General features: G+C 65.5%; 25 protein-coding genes. 17 read left to right on the plus strand and 8 right to left on the minus strand.

Features of this window, described 5'->3' with window-relative positions:
* Positions 1-19: 19 nt before the first annotated feature.
* Positions 20-355, minus strand: a complete 336-nt coding sequence (locus ACSQ3Y_RS03770) for a hypothetical protein (RefSeq protein WP_235516094.1) — start codon at positions 353-355, stop codon at positions 20-22.
* Positions 352-1,839, minus strand: coding sequence for a cell envelope integrity protein CreD (creD, locus tag ACSQ3Y_RS03775; RefSeq protein ID WP_436176488.1), 1,488 nt, complete (start codon positions 1,837-1,839; stop codon positions 352-354). Before creD ends, ACSQ3Y_RS03770 begins: the two co-directional genes overlap by 4 nt.
* Positions 1,840-1,960: 121 nt before the next feature.
* Here creD and ACSQ3Y_RS03780 point away from each other — a divergent pair, with 121 nt between their 5' ends.
* A complete protein-coding gene (locus ACSQ3Y_RS03780) occupies positions 1,961-2,503 on the plus strand; it encodes a hypothetical protein (protein WP_436176489.1) in 543 nt (180 codons plus the stop codon).
* On the opposite strand, the gene creC is transcribed toward ACSQ3Y_RS03780, so the two are convergent.
* From creC to ACSQ3Y_RS03800, 4 genes are read right to left on the minus strand one after another with little or no spacing between them, the layout of a single operon-like run.
* Entirely contained in the window at positions 2,500-3,966 is a 1,467-nt protein-coding gene (gene creC / locus ACSQ3Y_RS03785; protein WP_436176490.1) for a two-component system sensor histidine kinase CreC, read from the minus strand. The two genes, ACSQ3Y_RS03780 and creC, sit on opposite strands and share 4 nt — an antisense overlap.
* 16 nt (positions 3,967-3,982) lie before the next feature.
* Positions 3,983-4,675, minus strand: coding sequence for a two-component system response regulator CreB (gene creB, locus ACSQ3Y_RS03790; protein WP_436176491.1), 693 nt, complete (start codon positions 4,673-4,675; stop codon positions 3,983-3,985).
* 14 nt (positions 4,676-4,689) lie between these two features.
* Positions 4,690-5,325 (minus strand): MarC family protein, encoded by a 636-nt coding sequence (locus ACSQ3Y_RS03795; protein ID WP_057202598.1) that lies wholly within the window; start codon positions 5,323-5,325, stop codon positions 4,690-4,692.
* 1 nt (position 5,326) lies between these two features.
* Entirely contained in the window at positions 5,327-6,073 is a 747-nt protein-coding gene (locus ACSQ3Y_RS03800; RefSeq protein ID WP_436176492.1) for an SDR family oxidoreductase, read from the minus strand.
* Positions 6,074-6,190: 117 nt separating this feature from the next.
* Between ACSQ3Y_RS03800 and ACSQ3Y_RS03805 the strand changes: the two genes are divergently transcribed.
* From ACSQ3Y_RS03805 to ACSQ3Y_RS03815, 3 genes are all read left to right on the plus strand, one after another.
* The gene (locus ACSQ3Y_RS03805) at positions 6,191-6,880 is read left to right on the plus strand and encodes a dienelactone hydrolase family protein (protein ID WP_436176493.1); all 690 of its coding nucleotides are present in this window, start codon (positions 6,191-6,193) and stop codon (positions 6,878-6,880) included.
* 4 nt (positions 6,881-6,884) lie between these two features.
* A complete protein-coding gene (locus ACSQ3Y_RS03810; RefSeq protein ID WP_436176494.1) occupies positions 6,885-7,784 on the plus strand; it encodes an amidohydrolase in 900 nt (299 codons plus the stop codon).
* A 152-nt stretch (positions 7,785-7,936) separates the two neighbouring features.
* Positions 7,937-8,500 carry a chalcone isomerase family protein gene (locus ACSQ3Y_RS03815; protein ID WP_436176495.1) on the plus strand — a complete coding sequence of 188 codons (564 nt, stop codon included), beginning with the start codon at positions 7,937-7,939 and terminating at the stop codon, positions 8,498-8,500.
* A gap of 43 nt (positions 8,501-8,543) precedes the next feature.
* On the opposite strand, the gene ACSQ3Y_RS03820 is transcribed toward ACSQ3Y_RS03815, so the two are convergent.
* Both ACSQ3Y_RS03820 and hemB read right to left on the minus strand, forming a co-directional pair.
* Positions 8,544-9,662 carry a magnesium transporter CorA family protein gene (locus ACSQ3Y_RS03820; protein ID WP_436176496.1) on the minus strand — a complete coding sequence of 373 codons (1,119 nt, stop codon included), beginning with the start codon at positions 9,660-9,662 and terminating at the stop codon, positions 8,544-8,546.
* Between the two features lie 61 nt (positions 9,663-9,723).
* On the minus strand, positions 9,724-10,734 hold the full coding sequence (gene hemB, locus ACSQ3Y_RS03825; protein WP_057202592.1) for a porphobilinogen synthase: 1,011 nt from the start codon (positions 10,732-10,734) through the stop codon (positions 9,724-9,726).
* A 284-nt stretch (positions 10,735-11,018) separates the two neighbouring features.
* Between hemB and ACSQ3Y_RS03830 the strand changes: the two genes are divergently transcribed.
* From ACSQ3Y_RS03830 to rplW, 13 genes are all read left to right on the plus strand, one after another.
* A complete protein-coding gene (locus ACSQ3Y_RS03830) occupies positions 11,019-11,447 on the plus strand; it encodes a CopD family protein (protein ID WP_436176497.1) in 429 nt (142 codons plus the stop codon).
* 16 nt (positions 11,448-11,463) lie between these two features.
* On the plus strand, positions 11,464-12,561 hold the full coding sequence (locus ACSQ3Y_RS03835) for a VanZ family protein (protein WP_436176498.1): 1,098 nt from the start codon (positions 11,464-11,466) through the stop codon (positions 12,559-12,561).
* Positions 12,562-12,619: 58 nt separating this feature from the next.
* Positions 12,620-12,985 (plus strand): (2Fe-2S) ferredoxin domain-containing protein, encoded by a 366-nt coding sequence (locus ACSQ3Y_RS03840; RefSeq protein ID WP_436176499.1) that lies wholly within the window; start codon positions 12,620-12,622, stop codon positions 12,983-12,985.
* A 92-nt stretch (positions 12,986-13,077) separates the two neighbouring features.
* On the plus strand, positions 13,078-13,719 hold the full coding sequence (locus ACSQ3Y_RS03845; protein WP_436176500.1) for an alpha/beta hydrolase: 642 nt from the start codon (positions 13,078-13,080) through the stop codon (positions 13,717-13,719).
* A 99-nt stretch (positions 13,720-13,818) separates the two neighbouring features.
* Positions 13,819-14,988, plus strand: a complete 1,170-nt coding sequence (locus ACSQ3Y_RS03850) for a D-alanyl-D-alanine carboxypeptidase family protein (protein WP_057202587.1) — start codon at positions 13,819-13,821, stop codon at positions 14,986-14,988.
* Positions 14,989-15,273: 285 nt separating this feature from the next.
* Positions 15,274-15,651: a 30S ribosomal protein S12 gene (gene rpsL, locus ACSQ3Y_RS03855; protein ID WP_007851137.1), complete on the plus strand. Its 378-nt coding sequence runs from the start codon at positions 15,274-15,276 to the stop codon at positions 15,649-15,651.
* Positions 15,652-15,814: 163 nt separating this feature from the next.
* On the plus strand, positions 15,815-16,288 hold the full coding sequence (rpsG, locus tag ACSQ3Y_RS03860; RefSeq protein WP_005798541.1) for a 30S ribosomal protein S7: 474 nt from the start codon (positions 15,815-15,817) through the stop codon (positions 16,286-16,288).
* A gap of 151 nt (positions 16,289-16,439) precedes the next feature.
* Positions 16,440-18,542, plus strand: coding sequence for an elongation factor G (fusA, locus tag ACSQ3Y_RS03865; protein WP_436176501.1), 2,103 nt, complete (start codon positions 16,440-16,442; stop codon positions 18,540-18,542).
* A 178-nt stretch (positions 18,543-18,720) separates the two neighbouring features.
* On the plus strand, positions 18,721-19,911 hold the full coding sequence (gene tuf / locus ACSQ3Y_RS03870) for an elongation factor Tu (protein ID WP_179682390.1): 1,191 nt from the start codon (positions 18,721-18,723) through the stop codon (positions 19,909-19,911).
* Between the two features lie 29 nt (positions 19,912-19,940).
* A complete protein-coding gene (gene rpsJ / locus ACSQ3Y_RS03875; protein WP_005796953.1) occupies positions 19,941-20,252 on the plus strand; it encodes a 30S ribosomal protein S10 in 312 nt (103 codons plus the stop codon).
* Positions 20,253-20,465: 213 nt separating this feature from the next.
* Positions 20,466-21,140 carry a 50S ribosomal protein L3 gene (gene rplC, locus ACSQ3Y_RS03880; protein WP_057203511.1) on the plus strand — a complete coding sequence of 225 codons (675 nt, stop codon included), beginning with the start codon at positions 20,466-20,468 and terminating at the stop codon, positions 21,138-21,140.
* Positions 21,140-21,760: a 50S ribosomal protein L4 gene (gene rplD, locus ACSQ3Y_RS03885; protein ID WP_010467171.1), complete on the plus strand. Its 621-nt coding sequence runs from the start codon at positions 21,140-21,142 to the stop codon at positions 21,758-21,760. Before rplC ends, rplD begins: the two co-directional genes overlap by 1 nt.
* On the plus strand, positions 21,757-22,071 hold the full coding sequence (gene rplW / locus ACSQ3Y_RS03890; protein ID WP_010467173.1) for a 50S ribosomal protein L23: 315 nt from the start codon (positions 21,757-21,759) through the stop codon (positions 22,069-22,071). Before rplD ends, rplW begins: the two co-directional genes overlap by 4 nt.
* Position 22,072 lies beyond the last annotated feature (1 nt).

Consider the following 22,072-nt stretch of genomic DNA (forward strand, 5'->3'; position numbering starts at 1 on the left):
CGTTGGCACGGCGCGTACCTCAGTGGCTCAGCGCACTGGTGGGATGGCGTGGAAGCAGCACAATCGCCATGTGCCAAGACAGATCCCGCAGTGCAGAGCGCAGCGCCGCCGAGGCGGGTGGCCCGGATGTGCCCGGCGGGCCATAGGCTGCCCGCAGCACGGCCTGCTTGGCGCTGTGCAGCGCGGCACGGTCGTGCGCCTGCAGGGCCGCCAGCAACTGGTCGCGGTAGCGCTGCACACGCCGGGCCTCCGCGTCCGACAGGTCCGGTGCCGGGTGGGTGGTGGCTGCGGCACTGAGGTGGTGTGCCCAGGCCAATGCGGGCGAGGTGGTGGGCTGCTCGGTGCTGTGCATCATGGACGCCCTGGCTGGGTGGAGGTGGCCAGGCCCGAGTGGGGCGGGGGCACGCTGGGTGGCTCCCGTGGCGGCAGGGGTGGGCGGGGCGTGCCGGCGGGTGAGGTCAGTCCATACCAGTTCACCTTGCGGGTCAGTACCATCACGGCGGCCAGTACCAGGAACAGCGCGATGGAACCCACGGCCAGCGCCGTCTGCTCCAGCTGCAGCAGCACGTACAGCAGGCCGTACAGCAGCGCGATCCCCGCACCCAGCGGTATGCCGCGCGCCAGGCTGCCCAGCATGTGGCTTGCATAGTAGGCCAGCAGCAGCACGCAGGCGGTGGCCGCAACGCCGTAGGAGATGCCGAACGGCAGGTGCTCCGACAGGCTCACCAGCAGCAGGAAGAAGCTGCACAGCGCACTGCCCACCAGCAGGTACTGCACCGGGTGCACGCGCAGCTTCTTCATCAACTCGAACAGGCCCACGGCCACGAAGGTCAGGGCGATGAACAGCACGCCGTACTTGGTGGCCCGATCGGCCAGTGTGTAGGGGTTGACCGGGTCCACGAAGGCCACGCTGAAGCTTTCGGCGCATTCGCGCGGGGTGGCGTTGCCCGTGGCGTACTCACTGCTGTCGTCGCCACCGCCGCCGCTGTTCACGCACACCCGCTTGCCGTCGGCAATGTCTTTCTGTGCGGTGGTCGCCAGCGAGGACAGGCGCCAGCGGGCGGTGAAACCTGCCTTGGTCACCTCGCGCTCGGACGGAAGAAACTGCCCCGAGAACGAAGGGTGGGGCCAACTGCTGCTCATCTGTACTTCGGTGTTGCCCCCGATCGGCACGATGGCCAGGCGCTCCGTGCCCACCAGCTCCAGGTCCAGCGTGGCGGTCAGGCCTGTGGCCTGGCCGCGCACCGACTCGGGCAGGCCGGCATGCAGGCCACGGGTGTAGGTGGGGTGGAAGGTGCCGGGCTTGAGCACCAGCGCCTGCTCGCCCAGCGTGACCCGCGCCGTGCGGATGCCGCGCGCATCGCCCACGGCCACCATCAGGATGGGCGCGCCGCAGTTCATGCGCGAGCCCTTCATGGTGCTTTGCGGTTGCAGGCTGGTGAGCGCCCCCCACTGCGCGGTGACGTGCGACTTGAGGTTGTAGGTGTTGACCTTGTGCAGGCCGCGCGCGCGCTCTTCCATCGCTGCGCCGGTGACCACCTTGAGCTGCTCGGGCATGGCCGTGAGCAAAAACTCGCGCCGCTGCTCCACCGTGCGGCGCTCCTCGCCCTTGCCGGTCTCCACGTCCCAGCTTTCCACACAGGCGCTGTGGATCATCGGGCCCATCAGCGTTTGCGGCCCGGCCAGGCTGTCGGCCACGCTCTGCGCCGTCATGCTGCGGTAGCGCTGCCGGTCGCGCACCACGTCCTCGATCAGGCCCAGCCCGATGAGCAGCAGCAGCACGATGACCGCGAGTGCGCCCAGTTTGGTGAACAAGGGGTATTTCAAGAGATCCTCCATAGGGAATTAGGTGGAGGCAGTGTTGGCGGCGGGTGTGAGGGGGCGATGAAGTTTGTGAGGGCAGTGTGAAGTGGAGCCGGTGGCAGAATGGCTTTTCTTCAGCCACTGCAGGAGGATCACCGTGCGCAGAGCTTCCCGGTTCATGCCCAAGGTCCAGCGCCCCGCCATGCCTTGGCTCGGCCGCATCTTCGTGGCTGTGGCTGCATTGGCACTGCTGCGCTCACTGCTGCTCTTCTTGTGGGCCTATCCCGTCACTGGGTGCGCGATAGCCGCGGCGCTCTGGGCTCTGGTGGCCATCGAGGGGCGGCAGCAGAACAAGCGTCTGGTGCAATGGGTGCAGGCGCGGTCGGGAGAGTCCATATGCCAATTTGCCCGGGCCATCGACTGCCGGAAGGTGGACACCTGGGTCGTTCGGTCGGTGTACGAGGAGCTTCAGCGCTATTACTCGGCAAGGTGGGTGCTGCCGCTGCGTGCGACAGACCGTCTGAAGGACGATCTGCTGCTGGACTCTGAAGACCTGGACGATGTCCTTGTAAATATGGCCCAGCGCGCGGGCCGCGACCTCTCTTGCCCGCAGGCCAATCCCTTCTACGACCGGGTCACCACCATCGGCGATCTGGTCCACTTCCTGAACGCCCAGCCACGGCTTGCCACCGCTGGCTAGTCGCTGCGGAACTCCAGCTCCACCCGCAGCCCCGGCGCCGTATTGCGCACCACCATCTGCCCGCCGTGCAGCGCCATCACGCGCCGCACGATGGCCAGCCCTAGGCCCGATCCGCTGCGCTCGCCGCCGGGCCGTGCGGTGGTGAAGAAACGCTCGCCCAGGCGCGGCAGGGCGTAGTCGGGCACGCCCGGGCCGCTGTCCTGCACGGCCACGGTGCTGCCGGCCAGCTCCACCTGCACGCGGCTGCCGGCCGGGGCGAAATCGATGGCGTTGTCGAGCAGGTTGGTCAGGGCCAGGGTCACGAGCTCGGCCTCCCAAGGGCCGCTGGCACCGCTGCCGGTGACGGCCAGGGCGATGCCGCGCTGGCCCGCGCGCCCTTGCGTGTGGGCCACGGCGGCGCGCGCGCAGTCCTGCAGCGCCACGGGCACGGGCGCATCGGCATGGTGGCGTTGCTCCAGCTTGCTCAGCTCCAGCAGTCGGTCGATGATGCGCTGCAGACGCTCGGCCTGCTGCACCACCTGGGTGGCAAATTCGGCGCGGTCGGCCGGGGGCAGATCGTCCTGCAGCAGCTCGCCGGCGCCGCGGATGGCGGCCACGGGGCTCTTGAGCTCGTGGGTGAGGGCGCGCACATAGCCTTCGATGTAGTCGCGCCCCTCCAGCCGCGCGCGCATGCGGTCCATGGCGCGGGCCAGGTCGCCCAGCTCGCCCGGCACCTTGGGCACGGCCAGGGCCGTGGTGGGCGGCGAATCGTGGTCGCCCGCAGCGGGGCCCTGCACGCTCAGCGCATAGTCGCGCAGGCGGCGCACGTTCCACACCATCCAAAGTGTCACGGCCACGCCGACGGCGGCCGACAGCACCAGCAGCAGCACGCCGCTGGCCAGCACCTTGTTCTCGGCCCGGTCGATGAAGCGCTGCACTGTGCGCGTGGGCTTGGCCACGGTGAGCACGCCGGCGATGCGGCTGCCCTCGGCCGCCGTGCCCGGCACGTAGATGGGGGCGGCCACATGCATCACCCCGCTGGTGTCGTCGCCCTCCACGTCGCGGGTGGAGCGCGCGCCGTACTCGCCGCGCAGGGTGCGCGCGACGTCGCGCCACTGCGAATAGTCGGCCCCCACCGCGCGGTTTTCCGAATCGAACAGCACCCGGCCCGTGGCGTCGGTCACGTAGATGCGGTAGTCCAGCGACTGCTTGGAAAAGCCCCAGATCGCCGCATCAATGGGCCGGGTGGCGTAGTGACGCACATGCTGGGCAAAGGCACTGCCCGCCGCGCCATCCTCCAGCCGGCCGGCCGCCAGGTCATCGCTGGCCAGCTCGGCCAGGATGTTGGCGGTGTCCACCATCATGTCCTCCATCACCTCGCGCACACTGGGCTTGATCTCGGCCGTGAACACGCGCAGCACGAAGAAGGCAGCGATGCCGTTGATCAGGAAGAAGGCGAACAGCAGGCGGATGCCCAGGCGCATAGGCGGCAGTCCTTGTCTACGGGTCCAGGCAGTAGCCCATGCCGCGGTGTGTGCTGATGTATTCGCGGCTGGAATCGATCTCACGCAGCTTGGCGCGCAGCGTCTTGATGTGCGTGTCCACCGTGCGGTCGGTGCTCTCGCTGTCGTCGCCCCAGGCCGCGGCCAGCAGCGCATCGCGCGAGTGGATGCGTCCCGCGCCGCGCAGCAGGCAGGCCAGTAGCCGGTATTCGCGCCGCGTGAGCGCCAGCGGCTGGCCGCGCAGGCTGATGCGCTGACCGGCCTCGTCGTCGTGGAACAGCGGCGCAGGGGCTGTCGTGGCGATGGCGGCAGTGTGCGCACTGGCGCGGCGCAGCAGGGCCTTCACACGCGCCCCCAGCTCGCGCGGGCTGAAGGGCTTGGCCAGGTAGTCGTCGGCCCCCAGCTCCAGGCCCAGCACGCGGTCGATTTCTTCACCGTGCGCGCTGAGCACCAGCACCGGCAGGGTGGCGGTGGCAGGCGCGCCACGCAGCTCGCGCAGCAGGTCCAGCCCGCTGCCATCGGGCAGGCCCACGTCCAGCACCAGCAGGTCGAAGGGCTGCTGGCGCATCTGCTGGCGTGCATCGTGCACCAGCAGGCTGTGCGTCACCGCCAGGCCTTCGCGCTCCAGCGCATAGGCCACGGTGCGCGCGATGGCCGGGTCGTCTTCCAGCAGCAGCAGGCGTGCCGGCATGGTGCGCAGCGAAATCAACGCGCCACCAGCACCGGGAACAGCTTGCCCAGGCCGTCGGCCATCACTTCCACCGCCAGGGCTGCGAGGATCAGACCCATGAGCCGCGTCATCACGTTGATGCCGGTCTTGCCCAGCACGCGAGCGATCGGGTCGGCCAGCGAAAAACACACCGCCGTGGCCAGGGCGATCACCACGCCGTAGCCCACCAGCGCCAGCTGCTGCCAGATGGTCTGTGCCCTGTCGGCATAAATTACCACGGTGGACATGCTGGCCGGCCCCGTGAGCAGTGGAATGGTCAGCGGCACCACCGCGATGCTGGAGCCCGTGGCCGCCTTCTCCACACCTTCCTCCAGCTCATTGGTCATGGGCTTGGCTTCGGCCGGCTGGGCGTTGAGCATGTTCATCGCGCTGATCAGCAGCAGCATGCCCCCGCCCACCTGGAAGCTCTGCAGCGAGATGTTGAAGAACTCCAGGATCTGCAGGCCCAGCAGCGCACAGGCCGCGATCACGCAGAACGAGGCAAACGCCGCCGTGCGGATCGTGGCGCGCCGCTGCGCCGCCGAAAACCCCTGCGTGTAGTGGATGAAGAAGGGCACGATGGCCAGCGGGTTCACGATGGCCAGCAAGGTGATGAGGGGTTTCAGGTCCATATCAACGGCCTCCAGAGACGTCTAAAAATGACATGGTGGTGTAGGGCGATGCATCGGACATCAGCCACACGATGACCTGGGCCACCTCGTCGGCCGTGCCGCCGCGCTGCATGGGCACCTGGTGGGCCAGGTCCTGCACCCGGTCGGGCAGGCCGCCGCTGGCGTGGATCTCGGTCTCGATGAGCCCCGGTCGCACGGCATTCACCCGGATACCCTCGGCTGCCACCTCGCGCGCCAGGCCGATGGTGAAGCTGTCGATGGCGCCCTTGCTGGCCGCATAGTCCACATACTGGTGGGCCGAGCCCAGGCGCGAGGCGGCGCTGGACACATTGACGATGGAGCCACCCGTGCCGCCATGGCGCGTGCTCATGCGCCGTACCGCCTCGCGGGCGCAGACAATGGCGCCGATCACATTCGTCTCGAACATGCGGCGCAGGCGCGCTACGCCCATCTCGTCCACACGGGCCGTCACATCCACCACCCCGGCGTTGTTCACCAGGGCCGTGAGGCGACCGAGCTGTGCATCGACCGCTGCGAACATGGCCAGCACCTGCTCTTCATGGGCCACGTCGCCCTGCACGGCGATGGCCTGGCCGCCCTGGGCGCGGATCTGCTGCACCACGGCCTCGGCGGCGGCCTGGTTGGCCAGGTAGTTCACGGCCACGGCCCAGCCCTGGCTGGCGGCCAGCACGGCGGTGGCGGCGCCAATGCCCCGGCTGCCCCCGGTAATCAATGCGACTTTGTCCAAATCGGCGTCTCCTGCAAGAATGGGGCATTACAGCATTGCCGGGGACCCCTGCGGGGCCTGGTTGGCCCCCTTCCATTCTCTATCTGTCTGGTTTTTTCGTCTTCAAGGAGTTGCACCATGGGCCAATTTGTCGATCTGAAGTCCGCCGACGGCTTCGTCTTTCCCGCCTGGGTGGCCGAGCCCGATACCGCCCCACGCGGCGCCGTGGTCGTGCTGCAGGAGATCTTCGGGGTCAACTCGCACATCCGCGCCGTGGCCGACCGCTTTGCCGCGCGGGGCTACGTGGCCGTGGCGCCTGCCACCTTCCACCGCGTGCAGCCCGGCGTGGAACTGGGCTACACGCCCGAGGACATTGCTGCTGGCGCAGCCCTCAAGGCGGCCGTGGAAGGCCTGCCCAGCCCCGGCGTGCTGCCCGACATCCAGGCCGCCATCGACCACGCGGCCGAACGCAGCAGCCGCAAGGTGGGCATCGTGGGCTTTTGCTGGGGCGGCCTGCTGACCTGGCGCTCGGCCTGCCTGCTCAAGGGCCTGTCGGCCGCCGTGCCCTACTATGGTGGCGGCATCACCACCGAGACCGAGATGGCGCGCCAGCCCCAGGTCCCCGTGCTGGCCCACTTCGGCCAGCGCGACAAGCACATCCCGGTGGATGGCGTGCAGGCCTTCGCGCGCACGCACCCCGAGGTGGAAGTGCATATCTACGAGGCCGACCACGGCTTCAACTGCGACCAGCGCGGCAGCTACGACGAGGCCTCGGCCCTGGCCGCGCGTGACCGCACGCTGGCTTTCTTCGACAAGCACCTGGGCTGACGCCATGGCCTGCAGCTTCCTGCGCGGTTTCGTGGCGTTGGCACTGGGTGGGTTGGCCTGCGCATCCCAGGCGGCCGACTACACCGGCCCTCTGTTCGACTCGCACCTGCACTACAACGAGGAGGCCTGGAACGGTGCGGCAGGCCCGCACCCACCGGCTGACGTGCTGGCACGCATGCAGGCATCGGGCGTGCGCGCCATCGTGGCCAACTCGCGGCCCAACACGGGCTCTCTCGCGCTGGCTGCCTCCAAGGAAGTGCGCGAAGCGGGCATCGCCGTCGTGCCCTTCGTGCGCCTGTACCGCAACCGCGAGGACTACAGCAACTGGTTCCGCGACGAGAGCATCTACGAGATGGTGCTGGCCGAACTGGCCAAGGGCACGGCATCCGGCCCCTACAAGGGCATTGGCGAGTTCCACCTGTACGACAGCGCCAATGCCGATGGCCCCGTGGCCAAAAAGCTGATGCTGCTGGCCGAGCAGCGCGACCTGGTGGTGCTGGCGCATGTGGACGATGCCGCCATCGACCTGCTCATGGCCAACACCCCGTCCAAGGGCCAGAAGCTGCGCCTGGTCTGGGCGCACACGGGCATCGGCGGCGCACCGGTGGAGCGGGTGGACGCACTCATGGCGCGCTACCCGGGCCTGGTGGGCGAGCTGTCGTACCGCCCCGGCCTGGTGTGCGACGACAACCAGCTGTGCCCTGCCTGGCGCGCCTTGCTGCTCAAGTACCCCACGCGCTTCGTGGTGGGCTCGGACACCTGGGTCAACCAGCGCTGGCAGCACTACGAAGGTCTCATGAAGGGCTACCGGACCTGGCTGGGTGGCCTGCCACCAGCCGTGGCGCAGGGTGTGGCGTTTGGCAACAGCGCGGCCCTGTTCGGGGTGCCCGTGCCACGCAAATAGGGCTTTGGGGCGCGCTGTCGCCTATGATTTCCGTGCCGGCGTGGCGCGGCCAGGGCTTTCCTGGCGCGCCGCAGCCTGCATTGCGGAGACAAGTCCTTGAAAACCACAACAACCCTTTTGACCCGTCCCGTGCGGCCTCTGGCGCGCACCGCTTGCGCGCTGGCCCTGGCGGCCGCCAGCCTGGGCGCCCTGGCCCCTGCCATGGCGGCGCCCCGACCTTCGGGCCCACCCAGGCCGTGCAGGGCACACCGCTGGTGCTGCAGGGCGCGGGCACGCGCTACCGCGCCGTGTTCAAGGTCTACGACATGGCGCTGTACCTGCCGCGCAAGGTCCGCACGGCCGAGGAGATCCTGGCCACCACCGGCCCCATGCGGCTGGATTTTGTCGCCCAGCGCGACATTCCGGGCACGGACCTGGGGCTGTCTTTCATCAAGGGCCTGTCTGCCAACGCCACGCCCGACCAGATCCGGCGCCACACGCCGTCGAGCAACCGCCTGGTCGAGATCTTCTCGGGCCGCACCAAGCTGGCATCGGGCGACACCTTCGCGATGGAGTTCGTGCCGGGCAAGGGCACCACCTTCTATATCCAGGGCCAGGCCCAGGGCGCGCCGGTGGGTGATGCCGAATACTTCGGCATGGTGCTGCGCATCTGGCTGGGGGCCTCGCCGGTGGACAGCCAGCTCAAGGACGCCTTGCTGTCGGCCGGCACCAACTGACCTGCCTCCCGCTGCGAACGCACGGGCATGTCGGCAAAGGCTTTCAGGAGCCTGTCCGGGCCAGGTAGCGCTTGCGCCAGAACACCGAGATCAGGAGGGTGGCGATGGTGATCATGGAGCCCATGGCCCACCAGAAACCGTCCTGCTTGTGCACCAGCGGGATGAACTCGAAGTTCATGCCGAAGATGCCGGCAATCAGGTTCAGCGGCAGGAACACCGCCGTGAGCGCCGTCAGCGTGCGCATGATGTCGTTGGTGCGGTTGCCCTGCATCGAAAAATGCATCTGCACCGTGGTTTCGGTGCTTTGCTCCATGCGCCGCACATGGTGCACCACGCGCTCGATGTGCTCCAGCACGTCGCGGCTGCGCACCTTGAGCAGGTCCAGGTCGCGCATGCCGGCGGGTGTCTGGGGCGTCTCCCAGGTCTCCAGCGCGTCGATCCAGTCCTGCACGGCGGTGCGCTGGTCCTCGCAGATCTCGTCCAGTGCGTGCAGCGACAGGCGTGCCTCCAGCAGCGAACTCCAGTTGACGTTGCGTGCCCTGGGCTTGAGGAGCTCGGTCTGCCAGTGATCGAGTTCGCGCGAGAGTTCGCGGCGCAGGTCCAGGTAGCCATCCACCATGAGGTTCACCACGCGCAGCATCAGGTCGGCCGGTGAGGTGGGCTTGCGCGAACCAGATGCGGTGGGATTGGCCCGGCCTTCGCGCGGGTCCATGGGGGCCGGCGCCAGCAGGCGCGCCGCATAGGCGTCGCGCACGCTGCAGTCGCCAGGGTGCACCGTCAGCAGCACCCGGTCGAACACGGCGAACCCCACCGGGCTGGTGTCGATGCGCCGCAGCACCGGCGTGCCGCCGCGCCGGTGCGTGGCCTTCGCCGTGTCAGCGCTGTCCTCCGAAGGCACCGTGGCCAGGCGGCGGAACACCAGAAGGTCGTATTGCGAGGTGTAGTCGTAGTGCGACGGCAACTGCCCGTTGAGCAGGTCGGAGACATGCAAGTCCACCAATTGCAGGCCGGTCAGCCGCTGCAGGGCACCCTGGACCTCGGCCAGTTGCGCCTGGAAGGCCGGGCGCGCGCAGGCAATCCAGAAAAAGCCCTGCTCTGGCGGCGCATGGGGCAGGACGTCCAGCTCCTGGGCCCCACTGCTCTGGATATGGAAAATGCGCATCGATGCCCGTTGGTTGGATGTCTGTGGGAAGTGGCGGCGGCGCTGTTAGCGCCGCGTTTCTCTATCGCTTGAGGAGCAAGCGGGCGGCGTCGCGGGCAAAGTAGGTCAGCACGCCATCGGCACCCGCACGCTTGAATGCCAGCAGGCTTTCCATCATCACCGCGTCGTGGTCCAGCCAGCCGTTGGCCGCAGCGGCCTTGAGCATGGCGTATTCACCGCTCACCTGGTAGGCGAAGGTGGGCACGCCGAACTCGTCCTTCACGCGGCGCACCACGTCCAGGTAGGGCATGCCGGGCTTGACCATCACCATGTCGGCGCCTTCGGCGATGTCCTGGGCCACCTCGCGCAGCGCCTCGTCGGTGTTGCCGGGGTCCATCTGGTAGACGTTCTTGTCGGCCTTGCCCAGCGCGCCGCGTGTGCCCACGGCGTCGCGGAAGGGGCCGTAGAAGGCGCTGGCGTACTTGGCGCTGTAGGCCATGATGCGCGTGTGGATGTGGCCCTGCACCTCCAGCGCCTCACGGATGGCACCGATGCGCCCGTCCATCATGTCGCTGGGGGCGACGATGTCCACGCCCGCCTCGGCATGCGTGAGCGCCTGGCCGGTGAGGATCTCCACCGTGTCGTCGTTGATGATGTAGCCGGTGTCGTCCAGCACGCCGTCCTGCCCGTGGCTGGTGTAGGGGTCCAGCGCCACGTCGGTCATCACGCCCAGGGTGGGAAATTCCTTCTTCAAGGCGCGCACCACGCGCGGGATCAGGCCGTCGGGGTTCAGGGCTTCCTTGCCATCGGGCGTCTTCAGGGCCGCGTCAATGGCCGGGAACAGGGCCAGCACCGGGATGCCCAACTGCACGCAGTCCTCGGCCACGGGCAGCAGCAGGTCCAGGCTCAGGCGGTCCACACCCGGCATGGAAAGCACGGCCTCTCGCCGGTTCTCGCCTTCGTGCACGAACACCGGGTAGATCAGGTCGTGCGGGGTGACGCTGTGCTCGCGCACCAGGTTGCGGGTGAAGGCGTCGCGGCGCAGGCGGCGCGGGCGGTTTTGCGGAAAAGGGGCGGGGCTTGGGAGGTGCATGGGGAAAATTGTGCCTCAAGCGCGCCCACCAAGGCGGCGAGAGGGCTGCTGCCGGAGTTGTCAAACCCTGCTTGTACGCCCCGCAGGCTGGTGCTAAATTGGTTGCGGGCAGCTTGCTGTCCCCCGCTTTTCCTCCCTGAGCGGGGCCCTGGGCTGCCGCAATGCGGGCAGGGCTTTCGAAGCCCGGCAGCTTTTGCCGGGCTTTTTTTTTGGGGCTTTGCCTGCTTGGCCTTCTGTGCGTGCGCGTCGCCAGGATTTGTTCAGCGTTCCCTTAAACTGCAGCCATGCTCTGGGTCAAAGCCTTCCACATCGTCTTCATCGCCAGCTGGTTCGCCGGCCTGTTCTACCTGCCACGCATCTTCGTGAACCTGGCCATGGTGGCGCCGGGCTCGGTGGCCGAGCGCGAGCGCCTGGTGCTCATGGCGCGCAAGCTGCTGCGCTTCACCACCTTGCTGGCGGTGCCGGCGCTTGCGCTGGGCCTCTGGCTGTGGCTGGGCTATGGCATTGGCCGCGGGCCGGGCAATGGCTGGATGCATGCCAAGCTGGCCGTGGTGGTGCTGGCCATCGGCTACCACCACGCCTGCGGCGTGCTGCTGCGCAAGCTGGCCGATGGCAGCAGCCGCCGCAGCCACCGGTGGTTCCGCTGGTTCAACGAGGTGCCGGTGCTGCTGCTGGTGACCGCCGTGGTGCTGGTGGTGGTCAAGCCTTTCTGACGGCACCAGAGCGCCCGTGTACAAAAGCTCGGCCGGCCCCCTCGCGCTGATCTATGCGGCGCTGATCGTCTTTGCCAGCCTGTTTCCGTTCGACGGCTGGCGCGCGCAAGGCATCGATCCCTGGGTGTTCCTCGCCTCGCCGATTCCGCCGCCGTACTGGACCGGCTTTGACGTCACCTCCAACCTGGTGGGCTATGCCCCGCTGGGCTTCCTGCTGGCGCTCGCTCTGCTGCGCATGCGCTGGCGCTGGGGGGCCTGGGTGCTGGCCACGGTGGCCGGTGTGCTGCTGTCGCTGACCCTGGAGTTCCTGCAGATCTACCTGCCCCGGCGCGTGCCTTCCAACATGGACCTGCTGCTCAATTCGGCAGGCACGCTGGCGGGGGCGCTCACGGCGTCGGCGCTGGAGCGGCTGGGCGCCATCGACCGCTGGAGCGACTTTCGCAACCGGTGGTTCGTGCAGGATGCCCATGGCGCGCTGGTGCTGCTGGCTTTGTGGCCCCTGGCCCTGCTGTTCCCGGCGGCCCTGCCGTTCGGTTTGGGTCAGGTGCTCGAGCGGCTGGAAGGGGCCCTGGTCGAGATCCTGGCCGACACCCCGTTCCTGGACTGGCTGCCCATGCGCGACACCGCGCTCGACCCCCTGTCCCCCGGCGGCGAGCTGCTGTGCGTGACGCTGGGTCTGCTGATTCCCTGTCTTTTGGGCTACTGCGTGATCCGCCAGGCATCGCGCCGGGCGCTGTTCGCTCTGGCTGTGGTGGTGGTGGGCGTGGTGCTCACGGCGCTGTCGGCGGCGCTGAGTTGGGGCCCCGCCCATGCGTGGGAATGGATGGGCCTGCCCGTGCGCGTGGGCGTGTGGAGCGCGCTTGCTCTTGCGGTCGTGCTGCTGGCTTTGCCCCGGCGCGCCTGCGCGGCCGTGCTGCTGCTGGTGCTGGTGTGGCACCTGGGGCTGCTCAACCAGGCGCCGACCAGTGCCTATTTTGCCCAGACCCTGCAGGCCTGGGAGCAGGGGCGCTTCATCCGCTTCTACGGCCTGGGCCAGTGGCTGGGCTGGGTCTGGCCCTATGCGGCACTGGCCTATGTGGTTGTGCGCGTGGCCCGGCGCGATGGCCCGGCCTGAGCTCCTTTTGGGGGTTTTGGGCATAGGCCGTGCAGGGGACCGCTTCTAGAATGGCGGCATGACCGACACCTCCACGACAACGGCACCGGCGGCACAGCCGGGCTACTACCAGCGGCACATCTTCTTTTGCCTGAACGACCGCACCAACGGCGAAGACAGCTGCGCCCACCACGGTGCGCAGGCCGCCTTTGACCGCTGCAAGTCGCAGGTGAAGGCCGCCGGCCTGTCCGGCGCCGGCAAGGTGCGCGTGAACAAGGCGGGCTGCCTGGACCGCTGCGCCGGCGGGCCGATCGCCGTGGTCTACCCCGAGGCCACCTGGTACACCTTCGTGGACAACGCCGACATCGACGAGATCGTCGAATCCCACCTCAAGAACGGCAAAGTCGTGGAACGGTTGCTCACGCCGCCGGAACTCGGCCGCTGATTCGCATTCAGAGCGCTGTCGCCCCTCCTGATTCCAGGCGGCCTGCATTGCCTTGCATGCGCAGGCTGCTATTGACCTGGTAGCAAATTTTCGTGAATTCCCAGACCGAACGCCTGACCCTCACCGGCGCCGCCGGCGCCATCGAGGCGGTGCGCGACGCCGCCGTGCTGCCCGAGGGCGCGGCCCCGCGCGGCATTGCCGTCATTGCCCACCCCCACCCGCTGTTTGGCGGCACCATGGACAACAAGGTGGTGCAGACCCTGGCGCGGGCCTTCGTGCACAGCGGCTGGACGGCGGTGCGCTTCAACTTCCGCGGCGTGGGTGGCAGTGCTGGTACGCACGACGAAGGCCGGGGCGAAGCCGAGGACTTTCTGGACGTGGTGCGCCAGGCGGCGCCTGAGGGGCCGTTGGCTCTGGCTGGCTTCTCCTTTGGGGCCTTCGTCACGAGCCATGCGCTGGCCAGCCTGTGGGGCGAACGCGCCATTGAGCGCGTGGTGTTGGTGGGCACCGCGGCCAGCCGCTTCACCGTGGCCCCGGTGCCGCCCGAGGCGCACGAGCGCACCCTGGTCGTGCATGGCGAACAGGACGACACCGTGCCCCTGGCCGCCGTGATGGACTGGGCACGCCCCCAGATACTCCCTGTGACAGTCGTCCCCGGTGGGGGGCATTTCTTTCACGGACAATTGCCGCTTCTGAAAAATCTGGTGACCCGCCATCTGCTGGCCGGGGCCTGACGCTCCACGGCTGGCCGGTGCGCCGCGCAGGCTGCACACTGCCATTCCGCTGCTTTCTGCTGTTTTTTTTCCTCTTCTCTCACCCGAATGCTTGTTTCCATGAAGTCCTTATTGCACACGCTGCGCTCCGTCCTCCTTGCTGCGGTGCTCGCGCCAGCCGCCCTGTGGGCGCAGGTGCAGGCCCCTCAGCCACCGGAGATCGCCGCGCGCAACTACCTGCTGCTGGATATCACGGCTGGGCAGGTGCTGGCCGCCAAGGACATCGATGCGCCAGTGGAGCAGGCTTCGCTGACCAAGCTGATGACCGGCTACCTGGTGTTCGATGCCCTGCGTGCCAAGAAGATCGCCCTCGACCAGAAGCTGCCGGTGAGCGTGCTGGCCTGGAAAATGCCCGGCTCGCGCATGTTCATCGACCCCAAGATGCAGGTGCCGGTGGACGACCTGATCAAGGGCATGATCGTGCAGTCGGGCAATGACGCCACCATGGCCCTGGCCGAAGGCGTGGGCGGCACCGCCGAGAACTTCGTCAAGCTGATGAACGACCAGGCCAAGGCCCTGGGCATGAAGAACACCGCCTACAAGAACCCCGAGGGCCTGACCGAGCCCGGCCACACCACCACCGCCCGCGATTTGGGCGTGCTGGCCAGCCGGCTCATGAAGGACTTCCCGGAGTACATGCACTACTACGCCACCAAGCAGTACAGCTACCCGGGCACGCCCGTCTCCAACGGCAACAACCGCAATTCCCTGCTGTTCCGCGACCCGACGGTGGATGGCCTCAAGACCGGCCATACCGCCGCCGCCGGGTACTGCCTGGTGGCCACCTCCAAGCGCGACTTCCCCAATGTCGGCCAGCGCCGACTGCTGTCCATCGTGCTGGGCGCCGCCAGCGAGAATGCCCGTGCCAATGAAAGCCAGAAGCTGCTGAACTGGGGCTACACCGCCTTCGAGGCGGTCAAGCTGTTCGACGCCGGCCAGCCCGTGGCCACCCCCGCTGTCTGGAAGGGCACGGAAAACACCCTCAAGATCGGCCGTGCGGAGGCCATCGTGGTGGCCGTGCCCTCGGGCAGCGGCGGCAAGATCAAGACCGAGATCGCCCGCCCCGACCCCCTGGTGGCACCCTTTGCCAAGGGCCAGGCGGTGGGCTCGCTGAAGGTCGTGCTGGGCGAGCAGACGCTGGCCGAGGTGCCTCTGGTGGCGCTCGATGGCGTGGCGCAGGCCGGCATTCTGGGCCGCGCCTGGGATGCCATCCGCCTCTGGATCAAATAGAGTGCAACCCCCTGAGGCGCTGCCGCGCCTTCACCCCTTCTCTCGAATGGCTGCGCCATTCGGGAAGGGGGACGCAGCCCGTGCGGCGGGGCGGCCCTTGCACGGCTGCCCTGGCATCGGCCGCGCGCTTTCAAAGGCGGCGGGCGATGTCGGCGTACCGGGAGGGGCTTTAAGGGGGAAGCCGCGCGGCACTTGCCCATCGGTGTCCATGCTGCTACATTAGAAGGCTTTTCGGAAATTCCGAAGGGTTTCACGTTTTCGTTTTTTACGTTTAGGGACGTATTCATGCCAACCATCAATCAACTAGTCCGTCAGGGGCGCGAGGTCGAAAAGATCAAGTCCAAGAGCCCTGCGATGGAAAACTCTCCTCAGCGCCGCGGCGTGTGCACCCGTGTGTACACCACGACGCCAAAGAAGCCTAACTCCGCTCTGCGCAAGGTCGCCAAGGTTCGCCTGACCAACGGCTTCGAAGTCATTTCCTACATCGGCGGCGAAGGCCACAACCTGCAGGAACACAGCGTGGTGCTGGTTCGTGGCGGTCGTGTCAAGGACTTGCCCGGTGTGCGTTACCACATCGTGCGTGGTTCGCTCGACTTGCAAGGCGTGAAAGACCGCAAGCAATCGCGCTCCAAGTACGGCGCCAAGAAGCCAAAGGCCAAGTAAGCCCTGGCGGTTGTGTCTCCATCGGTGTTTGATTCGCCTGGCAGGCGCAGTCAAACGAAGTGACCCCAAGCGCGGACTGTTCCGTGTGGGTCGAGTAAGTGGGGTTCTGAATGAATCTCGCGGTGTCTGAAAAGATGCCAACTGAAGCAATATGAGGTGAAAAATGCCACGTCGTCGCGAAGTCCCCAAACGTGAAATCCTGCCGGATCCCAAGTTCGGCAATGTAGAGCTGTCGAAATTCATGAACGTGATCATGGAAGGCGGCAAGAAAGCTGTTGCAGAGCGCATCATTTACGGTGCCCTGGAACTGATCGAGAAGAAGCACCCTGACAAGGACCCGCTGGAAGCCTTCACCGTTGCCATCAACAACGTGAAGCCCATGGTCGAAGTGAAGTCCCGCCGTGTGGGCGGTGCCAACTACCAGGTGCCAGTCGAAGTGCGCCCTGTCCGTCGCCTGGCCCTGTCCATGCGCTGGATCAAGGAAGCGGCCCGCAAGCGCGGCGAGAAGTCGATGGCCCAGCGTCTGGCCAACGAGTTGCTCGAAGCGACCGAAGGCCGTGGCGGTGCCATGAAGAAGCGTGACGAAGTTCACCGCATGGCCGAAGCCAACAAGGCTTTCAGCCACTTCCGCTTCTAAATCGACGAACTGCTTTCGTCGCCAAGCGCAAGGCTGCCGGCATTTTTGCCTGCAGCCTTGTGGCGATTGAGGTGGTCACAAAATTGACGGGTTGCAGCGCCACAATGCTGGGCCCCTCCCCTGAATAACACGACCCATCCAAGGATCCACCATGGCTCGCAAGACTCCCATCGAGCGCTACCGCAATATCGGTATCTCGGCCCACATTGACGCTGGCAAGACCACGACCACCGAACGCATCCTGTTCTACACGGGCGTGAGCCACAAGATTGGTGAAGTGCACGATGGCGCTGCCACCATGGACTGGATGGAACAGGAGCAAGAGCGCGGCATCACGATCACCTCGGCTGCCACGACCTGCTTCTGGAAGGGTATGGACAACTCCTACCCCGAGCACCGTTTCAACATCATCGACACCCCCGGCCACGTGGATTTCACCATCGAAGTGGAACGTTCGATGCGCGTGCTCGACGGCGCCTGCATGGTGTACTGCGCCGTGGGCGGCGTGCAGCCCCAGTCGGAAACCGTCTGGCGCCAGGCCAACAAGTACAAGGTGCCACGTCTGGCATTCGTGAACAAGATGGACCGTACCGGTGCCAACTTCTTCAAGGTCTATGACCAGATGAAGCTGCGCCTTAAGGCCAACCCCGTGCCCGTGGTGATCCCGATCGGCGCAGAAGACACCTTCACCGGCGTGGTCGACCTGCTCAAGATGAAGGCCATCATCTGGGACGAAGCATCCCAGGGCATGAAGTTCAGCTACGAAGAAATTCCGGCCGAACTGCTGGCGTCCGCCAAGGAGTGGCGCGAAAAGATGGTCGAAGCTGCGGCTGAAGCCTCTGAAGAGCTGATGAACAAGTACCTGGAAGAGGGCGACCTCACCGAGGACGAGATCAAGTTCGGCCTGCGCACTCGTACCATCGCCACGGAAATCCATCCGATGCTGTGCGGCACCGCGTTCAAGAACAAGGGTGTGCAGCGCATGCTCGACGCCGTGATCGACTACCTGCCCGCGCCGACGGACATCGCAGACGTGACCGGTACCGATGAAGACGAAAATCCCGTGACCCGCAAGGCGGATGACAGCGAGAAGTTCTCGGCCCTGGCATTCAAGCTGATGACCGACCCGTTCGTGGGCCAGCTGACCTTCGTGCGTGTGTACTCCGGCGTGCTGACCAAGGGCGACACCGTCTACAACCCCATCAAGGGCAAGAAGGAACGCATTGGCCGTATCGTGCAGATGCACGCCAACGAGCGCCAGGAAGTCGAAGAAATCCGCGCCGGCGACATCGCTGCCTGCGTGGGCCTGAAGGACGTGACCACCGGCGAAACGCTGAGCGACATCGACTCCCAGATCATTCTGGAGCGCATGGTGTTCCCTGAGCCCGTGATCACGCAGGCTGTGGAACCCAAGACCAAGGCCGACCAGGAAAAGATGGGCATCGCCCTGCAACGCCTGGCTGCCGAAGATCCGTCGTTCCGCGTGAAGACCGATGAAGAATCGGGCCAGACCCTAATCGCCGGCATGGGCGAGCTGCATCTGGAAATCATCGTCGACCGCATGAAGCGTGAATTCGGCGTGGAAGCCAACGTGGGCAAGCCCCAGGTGGCTTACCGCGAAACCATCCGCAAGACGGTGGAAGAAGCCGAAGGCAAGTTCGTGCGCCAGTCCGGCGGCAAGGGCCAGTATGGCCACGTCGTGCTCAAGATCGAACCCAACGAAGTGGGCAAGGGCATCGAGTTCGTCGACGCCATCAAGGGCGGTGTGGTTCCTCGCGAATTCATCCCGGCCGTGGAAAAGGGCATCAACGAAGCCGTGACGCAAGGCGTCCTGGCCGGCTACCCCGTGGTGGACGTCAAGGTCACGCTGCACTTCGGTTCGTACCACGATGTGGACTCGAACGAACTGGCGTTCAAGATGGCTGCCATCTTCGGCTTCAAGGAAGGCTGCCGCAAGGCCAACCCGGTCATCCTGGAACCCATGATGGCCGTGGAAGTGGAAACGCCTGAAGACTACGCCGGCAACGTGATGGGCGATCTGTCCTCGCGTCGCGGCATGGTGCAAGGCATGGAAGACATTCCTGGCGGTGGCAAGGCCATCCGCGCCGAAGTGCCCCTGTCGGAAATGTTCGGCTACTCGACCACGCTGCGCTCGGCCACGCAAGGCCGCGCCACGTACTCGATGGAATTCAAGCACTACAGCGAAGCGCCTCGCAACGTGTCGGAAGCCATCATGGCTGCCCGCGCCAAGTAAGCCGTTCGCAGGGACTGGCGCCAGCACCTGGTTCCAGGTACTGGCGGCACCACCCGCCCCACGCAAGATTTTTGCAGTCTGCGATCCGGTGCCGCCCCGTTGCCTGTGCAGGGCGAACCAGCAATCGGATGCAGACGTTAAACCACAACACAGGCATCGCTCTTTGGAGAATTGAAAAATGGCAAAAGGTAAATTCGAACGCACCAAGCCCCACGTCAACGTGGGCACGATCGGCCACGTGGACCATGGCAAGACGACCCTGACGGCGGCCATCGCCACGGTGCTGTCTTCCAAGTTCGGCGGCGAAGCCAAGGCATACGACCAGATCGACGCAGCACCTGAAGAAAAGGCCCGCGGCATCACGATCAACACCGCACACGTGGAATACGAAACGGCCAACCGCCACTACGCCCACGTGGACTGCCCAGGCCACGCCGACTATGTGAAGAACATGATCACCGGCGCAGCCCAGATGGACGGCGCCATTCTGGTGTGCTCGGCCGCAGACGGCCCCATGCCCCAGACCCGTGAGCACATCCTGCTGGCCCGCCAGGTGGGTGTTCCTTACATCATCGTGTTCCTGAACAAGTGCGACATGGTTGACGACGAAGAGCTGCTTGAACTCGTCGAAATGGAAGTGCGCGAACTCCTGGACAAATACAACTTCCCAGGCGACGACACCCCGATCATCCGCGGTTCCGCCAAGCTCGCCCTGGAAGGCGACAAGGGTGCCCTGGGTGAAGAAGCCATCATGAAGCTGGCCGACGCACTGGACAACTACATCCCCACGCCAGAGCGCGCTGTGGACGGCGCCTTCCTGATGCCTGTGGAAGACGTGTTCTCGATCTCTGGCCGCGGCACCGTCGTGACCGGCCGTATCGAGCGCGGTATCGTCAAGGTCGGCGAAGAAATCGAAATCGTCGGCATCAAGGACACCGTCAAGACCACCTGCACCGGCGTGGAAATGTTCCGCAAGCTGCTGGACCAAGGCCAGGCTGGCGACAACGTTGGCCTGCTGCTGCGCGGCACCAAGCGTGAAGACGTGGAACGCGGCCAAGTGCTGTGCAAGCCCGGCTCGATCAAGCCACACACCCACTTCACGGCTGAAGTGTATGTGCTGAGCAAGGACGAAGGCGGCCGCCACACCCCGTTCTTCAACAACTACCGTCCCCAGTTCTACTTCCGCACGACCGACGTCACCGGCGCCATCGAGCTGCCAGCGGACAAGGAAATGGTCATGCCAGGCGACAACGTGTCGATCACTGTGAAGCTGATCAACCCCATCGCCATGGAAGAAGGCCTGCGCTTCGCCATCCGTGAAGGCGGTCGTACCGTCGGCGCCGGCGTCGTGGCCAAGATCATCGCCTAATCGCTCAGTAGAACAACAAGGAACTTGACATGTCCAAGCAAAAAATCCGCATCCGCCTGAAGGCGTTTGACTACAAGCTGATCGACCAGTCCGCTGCCGAAATTGTTGACACCGCCAAGCGCACCGGCGCCATCGTCAAGGGCCCCGTGCCCCTGCCGACGCGCATGAAGCGTTTCGACATCCTGCGCTCGCCGCACGTCAACAAGACCAGCCGCGACCAGCTCGAAATCCGCACGCACCAGCGCCTGATGGACATCGTGGACCCTACCGACAAGACGGTGGACGCCCTGATGAAGCTCGACCTGCCCGCCGGCGTGGACGTCGAGATCAAGCTGCAGTAATGATCCCTTCCTGGCGGGCTTGCCCGCCGGGTGTGGTCTCGTATAACGCGAACTTGCTTGCAAAAGCAGTTCGCGTTATACTTTAGGGCTTCGCTTAATTTGCGTGCGCTTACGGGTGCTCGCAGGGCGAAGTTTTAATAACCCTCTTTCATGCACGCGAGTGCAACGCCGCAGCCAATTGAAGTTGCGGCGGTGGAAGTTTTGGAGAAACAAATGAGTCTGAGCAACTCCCTCGGGTTGCTGGGTCGCAAGGTGGGCATGATGCGTCTGTTCACCGATGACGGGGACGCAGTGCCTGTCACGGTGGTGGATGTGTCCAACAACCGCGTAACCCAGATCAAAACCCAAGAGAACGATGGCTACGTGGCCCTGCAGGTCACGTTCGGTTCGCGCAAAGCATCGCGCGTGACCAAGCCAGAAGCCGGTCACCTTGCCAAGGCAGGTGTGGAAGCCGGTGAAATCATCCAGGAATTCCGCGTGACCGCCGACACCGCTGCCCAGTACCAAGCTGGCGCATCGGTCGTTGTGACGTCCGTGTTTTCCGTGGGCCAGAAGGTCGACGTGCAAGGCACCTCGATCGGTAAAGGCTACGCCGGCACCATCAAGCGTCACAACATGAAGTCGCAACGCGCGTCGCACGGTAACAGCCGTTCGCACAACGTTCCCGGCTCCATTGGTATGGCGCAGGATCCAGGCCGCGTGTTCCCTGGCAAGCGGATGACGGGCCACCTCGGCGATGTCACCAAGACCACGCAAAACCTCGATGTGATCCGCATCGACGAAGCGCGTCAACTGCTCTTGATCAAGGGCGCTATTCCGGGCTCCAAGGGTGGGTTCGTGACGGTGCGTCCAGCGGTCAAGGCCAAAGCCTCCAAAGGAGCGAACTAATGCAGCTCGAACTCCTGAATGACCAAGGCCAGGGCGCGTCCAAGCTGGACGTTCCTGAGACCGTGTTCGGTCGTGAATACAACGAAGATCTGGTGCACCAGATCGTCGTGGCTTACCAAGCCAACGCCCGCCAGGGCACCCGTGCGCAGAAGGACCGTGAACAAGTCCGCCACTCGACCAAGAAGCCTTTCAAGCAAAAGGGTACGGGTAACGCACGTGCAGGTATGACCTCGTCGCCACTGTGGCGCGGGGGCGGTCGGATTTTCCCGAACATGCCTGACGAAAACTTCACGCAAAAGATCAACAAGAAGATGTACCGCGCCGGCATGTCTGCGATTTTGTCGCAGCTGGCCCGCGAAGGCCGTCTGGCGGTGGTTGACTCGCTGAAGCTTGACTCGCCCAAGACCAAGGTCCTGGCCGACAAGTTCAAGGCGATGAACCTGCAATCGGTGATGGTGATCGCCGAGGAAGTGGACGAAAACCTGTACCTGGCTTCGCGCAATCTGGTGAACGTGCTCGTCGTCGAGCCCCGTTACGCCGACCCCGTGTCGCTGGTCCGTTTCAAGAAAGTGCTCGTCACCAAGGGTGCAATCGACAAACTCAAGGAGATGTTCGCATGAGCACACTCAAGTTTGACGAAGGTCGTCTGATGCAAGTGCTGGTCGCTCCCATCGTGTCCGAAAAGGCCACCATGGTTGCCGAGAAGTCCAATGCTGTGACGTTCAAGGTGCTGCAGAACGCAACCAAGCCAGAAATCAAGGCCGCTGTGGAATTGATGTTCAAGGTCGAGGTCAAGGGCGTTTCTGTGGTGAACACCAAAGGCAAGACCAAGCGTTTTGGCAAGACCATCGGCCGCCGCGACAACGTTCGCAAGGCTTATGTCACGCTGCAACCAGGTCAAGAGCTGAACCTCTCCGGGGAGGCCGCGTAAT

It is taken from the genome of Acidovorax sp. LjRoot66 (assembly GCF_964253305.1).
Taxonomy (GTDB): Bacteria; Pseudomonadota; Gammaproteobacteria; order Burkholderiales; family Burkholderiaceae_C; genus Acidovorax.

Coding starts and splice junctions, on each gene's coding strand:
- creC (WP_436176490.1), bottom strand. CDS start 3,966: ATGCGCCTGGGCATCCGCCTGCTGTTCGCCTTCTTCCTGATCAACGGC.
- rpsG (WP_005798541.1), top strand. CDS start 15,815: ATGCCACGTCGTCGCGAAGTCCCCAAACGTGAAATCCTGCCGGATCCC.
- creB (WP_436176491.1), bottom strand. CDS start 4,675: ATGCCGGCACGCCTGCTGCTGCTGGAAGACGACCCGGCCATCGCGCGC.
- ACSQ3Y_RS03795 (WP_057202598.1), bottom strand. CDS start 5,325: ATGGACCTGAAACCCCTCATCACCTTGCTGGCCATCGTGAACCCGCTG.
- ACSQ3Y_RS03850 (WP_057202587.1), top strand. CDS start 13,819: ATGAAGTCCTTATTGCACACGCTGCGCTCCGTCCTCCTTGCTGCGGTG.
- fusA (WP_436176501.1), top strand. CDS start 16,440: ATGGCTCGCAAGACTCCCATCGAGCGCTACCGCAATATCGGTATCTCG.
- hemB (WP_057202592.1), bottom strand. CDS start 10,734: ATGCACCTCCCAAGCCCCGCCCCTTTTCCGCAAAACCGCCCGCGCCGC.
- ACSQ3Y_RS03830 (WP_436176497.1), top strand. CDS start 11,019: ATGCTCTGGGTCAAAGCCTTCCACATCGTCTTCATCGCCAGCTGGTTC.
- ACSQ3Y_RS03820 (WP_436176496.1), bottom strand. CDS start 9,662: ATGCGCATTTTCCATATCCAGAGCAGTGGGGCCCAGGAGCTGGACGTC.
- ACSQ3Y_RS03840 (WP_436176499.1), top strand. CDS start 12,620: ATGACCGACACCTCCACGACAACGGCACCGGCGGCACAGCCGGGCTAC.
- rplD (WP_010467171.1), top strand. CDS start 21,140: ATGCAGCTCGAACTCCTGAATGACCAAGGCCAGGGCGCGTCCAAGCTG.
- rpsL (WP_007851137.1), top strand. CDS start 15,274: ATGCCAACCATCAATCAACTAGTCCGTCAGGGGCGCGAGGTCGAAAAG.
- ACSQ3Y_RS03805 (WP_436176493.1), top strand. CDS start 6,191: ATGGGCCAATTTGTCGATCTGAAGTCCGCCGACGGCTTCGTCTTTCCC.
- ACSQ3Y_RS03810 (WP_436176494.1), top strand. CDS start 6,885: ATGGCCTGCAGCTTCCTGCGCGGTTTCGTGGCGTTGGCACTGGGTGGG.
- rpsJ (WP_005796953.1), top strand. CDS start 19,941: ATGTCCAAGCAAAAAATCCGCATCCGCCTGAAGGCGTTTGACTACAAG.
- tuf (WP_179682390.1), top strand. CDS start 18,721: ATGGCAAAAGGTAAATTCGAACGCACCAAGCCCCACGTCAACGTGGGC.
- creD (WP_436176488.1), bottom strand. CDS start 1,839: ATGGAGGATCTCTTGAAATACCCCTTGTTCACCAAACTGGGCGCACTC.
- rplC (WP_057203511.1), top strand. CDS start 20,466: ATGAGTCTGAGCAACTCCCTCGGGTTGCTGGGTCGCAAGGTGGGCATG.
- rplW (WP_010467173.1), top strand. CDS start 21,757: ATGAGCACACTCAAGTTTGACGAAGGTCGTCTGATGCAAGTGCTGGTC.
- ACSQ3Y_RS03770 (WP_235516094.1), bottom strand. CDS start 355: ATGATGCACAGCACCGAGCAGCCCACCACCTCGCCCGCATTGGCCTGG.